Origin of the sequence: Asticcacaulis aquihabitans (genome assembly GCF_032490435.1) — a bacterium.
Taxonomy (GTDB): Bacteria; Pseudomonadota; Alphaproteobacteria; order Caulobacterales; family Caulobacteraceae; genus Asticcacaulis.
Window position 1 is genome coordinate 1 of record NZ_JAVGWM010000008.1, and the last position, 5,982, is coordinate 5,982.

Below are 5,982 nucleotides of genomic sequence, written 5' to 3' on the forward strand. Positions count from 1 at the left end.
CTGCCGCGCGGAGTTGGAGAGATATCCAAGTGATAGCGTCCGACCATTCATATCCGTAGTCGAGCTAACACGCCCCAAGCCGTCATAGGCATAGCTGACGCCCGACCCGCCCGACGAGACGAACCGTTTATAGACGATATGGCCCAGACCATCGTAGCCGGTATAGAGGTCGTCTGCTGTGCCGCCAGGCATATCCTTGACGATCTCACGGTTCAGGCTGTCGTAGGTATAGAGGATGGTGTTGCCATCGCGACGGCGCCATGAGGTGCGGTTGTTAGCGGCGTCATAGCCATAGGTCTCGTAGTCGGTCGTGCTCGATGACGTCGAGTTGACCGTTGCGACGGGATAGCGCAGTTTGTTCAGCCTATCGAAGCCATCATATTCATAGGTCGTGGTGTTGCCATTGGCATCGCGTTCGGTCTGTTTCAGACCATTGTTGGTATAGGTATAGCGAGCATAGGCCCTCTGGACTGACGTTCCATAGGCCTGATCGACTTGAGTTACCTGGCCCGCCACGTCATAGGTGTTTTTGGTGATCCGGTCCGGACCATCCGTCCCCGCCGTGCCAAGCGTACAGGCATCACTTGGCAGGGAGCTATAAACGGCCGGGTTCATGCGCTGAGCTGTGCAGACCGGCTGGTTTTTGTAGTTATAGCTTACCTGTGTGACGCTGATCACGGTTTCGGCCTGGGCTACCGCCAGCGAGCCAAAGCCAAGACCTACAGCCACCGCGCCTAACAAAAGTGACGATCTTTTCATCCCCCACCCCCTCGTCATGGCTGCACCACTTCGGTTTTGGCCAAGCGACCGGCCGCATCATACGTCATCCGTGTGAAGGACGAGACAGCCATGTTCGTCGATAGACAATTTGTCGTGCTGGTCCCGCTTCCTTGCTCGGTCTTTATTTCCTGACCAGCGCCATCATAGGTATGACGTACCATTTCTCGGATGAGCGGGCCACTACCGTCGGGATCGGCGCCGATCTCACAGATCACCCGGCGGTTGGCATCATAGGTTTTGAATACTTTGTCGTCGCTCCCGGCAAGGGGACCATCAATCGACGTCACATTACCAATGGCGTCGTAGCCATAGGTCGTCGTTGCAGTCAAGGAGCCCGCGCCATCGGTCTGCGTGACCTGATAAGGCAGAAATGATTTGTAGGTGTAAGGCGCTGTTGTCGAACTGCCGTAATCGGTGGTCGTCACTAAAGTCGTCGTTGTTGCTGGGCAAGCGGTATAGGTTAGTTGCCCCGCCGATAGCCCACAGGTTTCCGAACGTATCAGGCGGTACACAATGCCATTGCCGGTATCGAATGATGTATAGGTATTGTATGTCCGCTTTCTCAAACCATTCTGATCGGTCGGTAGTGTTATTGTTAAGATTCCGCCATGAGCCGAATCGTAGGTGTAATCTGTTTGATTGCCATTGGCATCTTTGGTCCAGATCGGTTTGTTGCAAATTTTGACATTCACACAATTCGTATCGAAAGACGCATAAATTGAGGTCGTGGCCAATCCTGAGCCCGATTTGGGCGTATAGTCAGCACGGATTATATTTCCACGACTGTCATACCAATACTGAACCATGTTTCCTTCAGGAAGTGTTCTGCCGGTTATTACTCTTTCATATATTTTAGATGCACCGGGAAGAAACTCTGTTCCTGGCTTGGAGCTCGCACCCCAACCGTATAAGGTTGAACGTGAAAGCGCGTCTACGGCTGTTCTCGCCTCACCAGATTGGAGAATTTCTGACGAAAGATAAACAACATTGTCGGGGCTCGTCGCTGTACTAGTCCTGGTCCCCGCACTGTTTGGCTTCGCCAAATTATACGTCCATGTACCCAACTGCGTTGTTACAACCGTTTTTCTCGTGCCGAATTTTTCAGAGCCAGAATAAACGGCCGCGAACTGCGCGCCGGTCTGATTTTGGTAGAACTTCAGCCCATAAATATAATGCTCATCAAAAGACAACGACACGTCTCCAGACCCAAACAGGCTATAGTTTCCCAAGGAATCAGTTATCTTGGTTCCCGAATATGCGACGCCATTTATCGCTGTCAGACTAAAATTCGAAGCCGATATATAGTTGTCATATGAGGAACAATCGAACGTTGTCGGATTACAAGAATTGGATAAAGTGTTGGCGGCATAAACTTTAATTAGCTTATTGAATATGGTTGGGTCGGAATCGTATTCATATTTCAATTCATATCCGGTGTTGGTTGAAACAGCTCTAAGCCGATACGAACACCCATTTCCCGGTGTGCAGGGATAGTAGGTTCCAGAGACGGGCTTCAAAAAATCGTAGAAGAATGAAGACATGATTCCGTTGGGCCATTTTATCGTTCTCAAACGGCCATTAGTGTACCAGTCACCAATATCGAACGTATACTCGACTCCTTCCCTCGAAGTATAAGTATAAGTCGATGGCGATGTAGACAAGGTTGCATGTGTCTTTAACCCGCTTTGTAGCGTTTCAGTCTCAATTGGACCCTGGTTAGTGGCACTGCAGGTGTAATTTGTACAGTCCTTATAGAAGATATCGGTGAATGAACCTATGGATACAGTGTACTTTCTGATTTTTGCAGATGCCTGATTTAAGCGGTCCACATAAATTTCTTCAGCTATGACTTTTCCAATATTTGAGTCAACATCGGGAGCGGAATAGGCAGTTTGCTCGCCGAAAAACGACCACTGCAATCCTCCAACCCTAGGCGATCCGATGGAGAGATAGGTAAACTCCTTGAACGGAATGCCTGAGCCTAAATCTACGCCGTTTACGTCAAGGGACATAACCTCGGGTGTAATATAGGCACTCTGCGCGCATGCATTGCCGGCAGGGACTAGGAAAAAGATAGCACCACCAATCAAAAAAATGTCGGCAAATGTCCGCTTACGCGACCTGAGCTTAGATGCTTGAAGCTGAAAAGCAGTTCTTTGACGGGGAACTCCGCACCCTGTTTTAAGTCTCAGTCTCACCAAAATATCCTCCCCCGGTCAAGCCCGCCACCAATTCATCTATACATACTGAGGTTGTGCATACCTTTTTTGACAGTTTAGCTACGAGCTAGTTGCATCTTCAATTTCAGTCCCTCTGTATCTCTAAATGAATGGCGTCAACTCGCAGTCCGCTGTGGGCACCGTAAAAAATTCATATTTCCGTCCTTGCAGATTAGAGACGAAAAGCAGTATCTAAGTTGTATTTCGGGGGTAAACTATAATGAAAACGTCCAAATTACTTTGGCTTGCGCTCGCATCGGTGCTTGTAGGTAGTCCCGCATTGGCCGGTGACACCACATATAAGTACGACGCCCTGGGACGTGTCATCGAGGTCAATTATCCCGATGGCACGAAAATCACCTATCAATATGATGCGGCCGGTAATCGCACCCAGGTTGTCAAAACACCTGGACCGTAAAGCGCATCAGGCGGGCATCCGGTGACAGGTGAGGTGGCTCTGAGTGTCGGCACATGGCGACGGTCGTTTATCCAGGCACGGCTGACGCGATGGCTTGACCGGTCTTCGCCCCGCGCACGCTTGGCCGGAGCGGTGACGGCGTCGCTTCTCTTGCACGGTTTTTTGTTGTTTCTCTTACTGCTCACTCCGGCGCGGGGATGGCTCGCCATCGGCACGACGGGCGAAGGCCATTTGAACGGCGCGGGCCTGGCCATGGTCGATCTGGTTCAGGCTGTGGACCTGGCGTCACTAACGCCTGCGGCCTCGACCGTCACGGAACCTGTACCGGTTGCCCCTGAAGTCGATAGCGATGCCCAACCCGCCGACGCAACCGCCTCATCTGAAACAACGGCGACGGACGGTCTGACTAGCCAGCCCGACGCCAAAACCGCAGCCGAAACAACAGACAGCCCAACCGCATCTCAGGCTCAGGTAACCTCAGCACCACAAAGCGCCGGTGCTCATGGACAGAACGGTACGGAAGAAGATGCTCTGTGGGCTGCCATCGCGCCATGCTGGAACCGCATCGCCGATCGTGACACCCTGGGCGCCACGCTGAAGGTCAGCTTTTCACCCGCTGGCGGCCTGGCTATTCCGCCAGAGATCGAACGCGATCCGGCCGTCGCCATTACACCGCAGACCCTGCAATCGGAAGCCAAGGCCATTGCCGCTTTGGCGGAATGTGGCGTCTATCCCATGGCCCAGGGGCGGCAGGACGTGGCGATCGTTTTCCCCAAACGCTAAAAAGAAACAGCATATAAAAACCATATCTACTGCATAGCCAGTGAGCGGGTATCAAACTTAAAATCTCGCGACCGTGTAGCTATTCCAGCCATAACCCGCGTAATCGCCCCCACTCAATTACAGATGTCATGACATAAGCAATTTTAGAAACATCGTCTGGCAGAAGATAATGGAAACAAAATTAGATTCTGCCCGACGATGTTGAGCCAAAAAATGGGTCCGTTCGGCCTGTTGCCTTGTCGGCGTTCGCCTTGGCAAACCCAGACCGGTACCGGTCTGGCAGGTTCAGCGCGGCACCGGTGCCGTCTCTTGATCGCGCTTCACTCATCGGTGTGCAGGTCTGGCGCCTGCACCTCACCCTTGCGCCGTGGCCGGCGTCGATTGATTGCAGAAGTGTCGAGCGTATTTTTGATGTGAGCAGCGTAGTATTTCTCGATCATCTCGACGGAGGTGCGACAGTTCTTGGTGATCTGATAGATGTCCGCGCCCTCCATGAGACGCAGACAGATATAGGTGTGACGCAAGGAATAGGCGGTCCGCAACTGCCCGTCGCGGTCTTCCTTCAAGCCCTGGCGCTCCAGCAGATTGTTGAACAGCTTTATATGATTGCCGGGGAAGACCGGGTCTTTCGGCTGGGGATAGTCGGGCTCAGCTATCACAATCCCCCCTGCCCGCCTCTGCCTGGCGGTGAGCTTGACCTTTGGTGCTGGCTTCGCCCTGGCCAAGAGCCGCTCATAGACAACGACCGCGCCGGGCATCGACTTGCAGTAACCAACGCCGATCTTGCCCCGCACCTCGATCTCAAGGATGCGCTGACCAGTGTCGGCGTCCTTGACGATGGCGATATCTCGATGCTGGAGGTTCTTGGCCTCGTCCGGCCGTAATCCCGTGTTCCCGATAAACAGAACGAAGTCGTGCAACTGCTCGGCATTCCAGCGGTGCCGGCCGTGGATGGATTTGGCATAGTCGCGGGTGGCGGTGTAGAGTTGCTTGTATTCCGCCGGTGAGAACCATGGCCGGTGGCTGATCTTGCCACGCGTGCCGTAGGGCGGAGACAGGTCCGGCAAATGCGTCAGCCAGCCATGCCGCTGCGCGGTCTTCAACACCTGGCGTAAAGTGACAATCTCATCGTGGATGGTCGAACGCGACGGCGGTTTGGCCTTCGGCATGACGATCGGCTCATCCGGGTTCAACGGGTCCGTTTTCGGTTTCGGGGGCTTGCGCCCCGCCTGCCCGGCCCGATGTACACGATAGGCCTGTACGACGCCCGCCGTGATCTCTGAGATGCCCATGGCGCCGAAGAACGGGCGCAGGTGCAGGCGCAGGCGATGCTTGTGCCCCTCGACCCAGCGCGGGCTCCTCAGACCCTCGGTGATCGTCTCGTATTCCAGCTCGAACTGATCGGCGACCTTGTCGAAGGTGATCTCCTTCTTCTTGATCAGGCCGAAGCGCGCCTTGCCGCGCAAGTCGAGATACCAGTCCTCGGCGGCGACCTTGGCCAGCTCCAGGTCTTCTTCTTTGGTGCTGGCACGATGCTGCACGCCGCCGACACTGGCAGAACAGTGCCAGGTCTTATTGGTGCGACGGTAAAGCTGAACCTTACCGCCCAGGATCTCGTGACTAGCCATGATCGTGAACCCATAACTATCGCTATAGGGGCATTAATTCATAATGCAGCTTTCGAGTCAAATTTTGTGCTAGGTTGGTGTTAGGCAATTTCAGGCTTAAAACGCAAAAAGCCTCCCGAAGGAGGCTCTTAATGTATTGTATTCGCTTTAATTT

Annotated in this window: 4 protein-coding genes and 1 pseudogene; 2 read left to right on the top strand and 3 right to left on the bottom strand. The window is 53.5% G+C overall.

The features are described 5' to 3' along the window. Both RCJ00_RS20575 and RCJ00_RS20580 read right to left on the bottom strand, forming a co-directional pair. Nucleotides 1-759: pseudogene (locus tag RCJ00_RS20575) on the bottom strand (RHS repeat domain-containing protein); the annotation flags it as partial. Nucleotides 760-773: 14 nt separating this feature from the next. Next, nucleotides 774-2,978, bottom strand: a complete 2,205-nt coding sequence (locus RCJ00_RS20580) for an RHS repeat domain-containing protein (RefSeq protein WP_316224279.1) — start codon at nucleotides 2,976-2,978, stop codon at nucleotides 774-776. Nucleotides 2,979-3,219: 241 nt separating this feature from the next. On the opposite strand from RCJ00_RS20580, the gene RCJ00_RS20585 reads away from it, so the two are divergent. Further along, a complete protein-coding gene (locus tag RCJ00_RS20585) occupies nucleotides 3,220-3,417 on the top strand; it encodes an RHS repeat domain-containing protein (protein ID WP_316224280.1) in 198 nt (65 codons plus the stop codon). Between the two features lie 21 nt (nucleotides 3,418-3,438). Beyond that, a complete protein-coding gene (locus RCJ00_RS20590) occupies nucleotides 3,439-4,200 on the top strand; it encodes a hypothetical protein (protein ID WP_316224281.1) in 762 nt (253 codons plus the stop codon). 320 nt (nucleotides 4,201-4,520) lie between these two features. On the opposite strand, the gene RCJ00_RS20595 is transcribed toward RCJ00_RS20590, so the two are convergent. Continuing rightward, nucleotides 4,521-5,828, bottom strand: coding sequence for a tyrosine-type recombinase/integrase (locus RCJ00_RS20595; RefSeq protein ID WP_316224282.1), 1,308 nt, complete (start codon nucleotides 5,826-5,828; stop codon nucleotides 4,521-4,523). Nucleotides 5,829-5,982 lie beyond the last annotated feature (154 nt).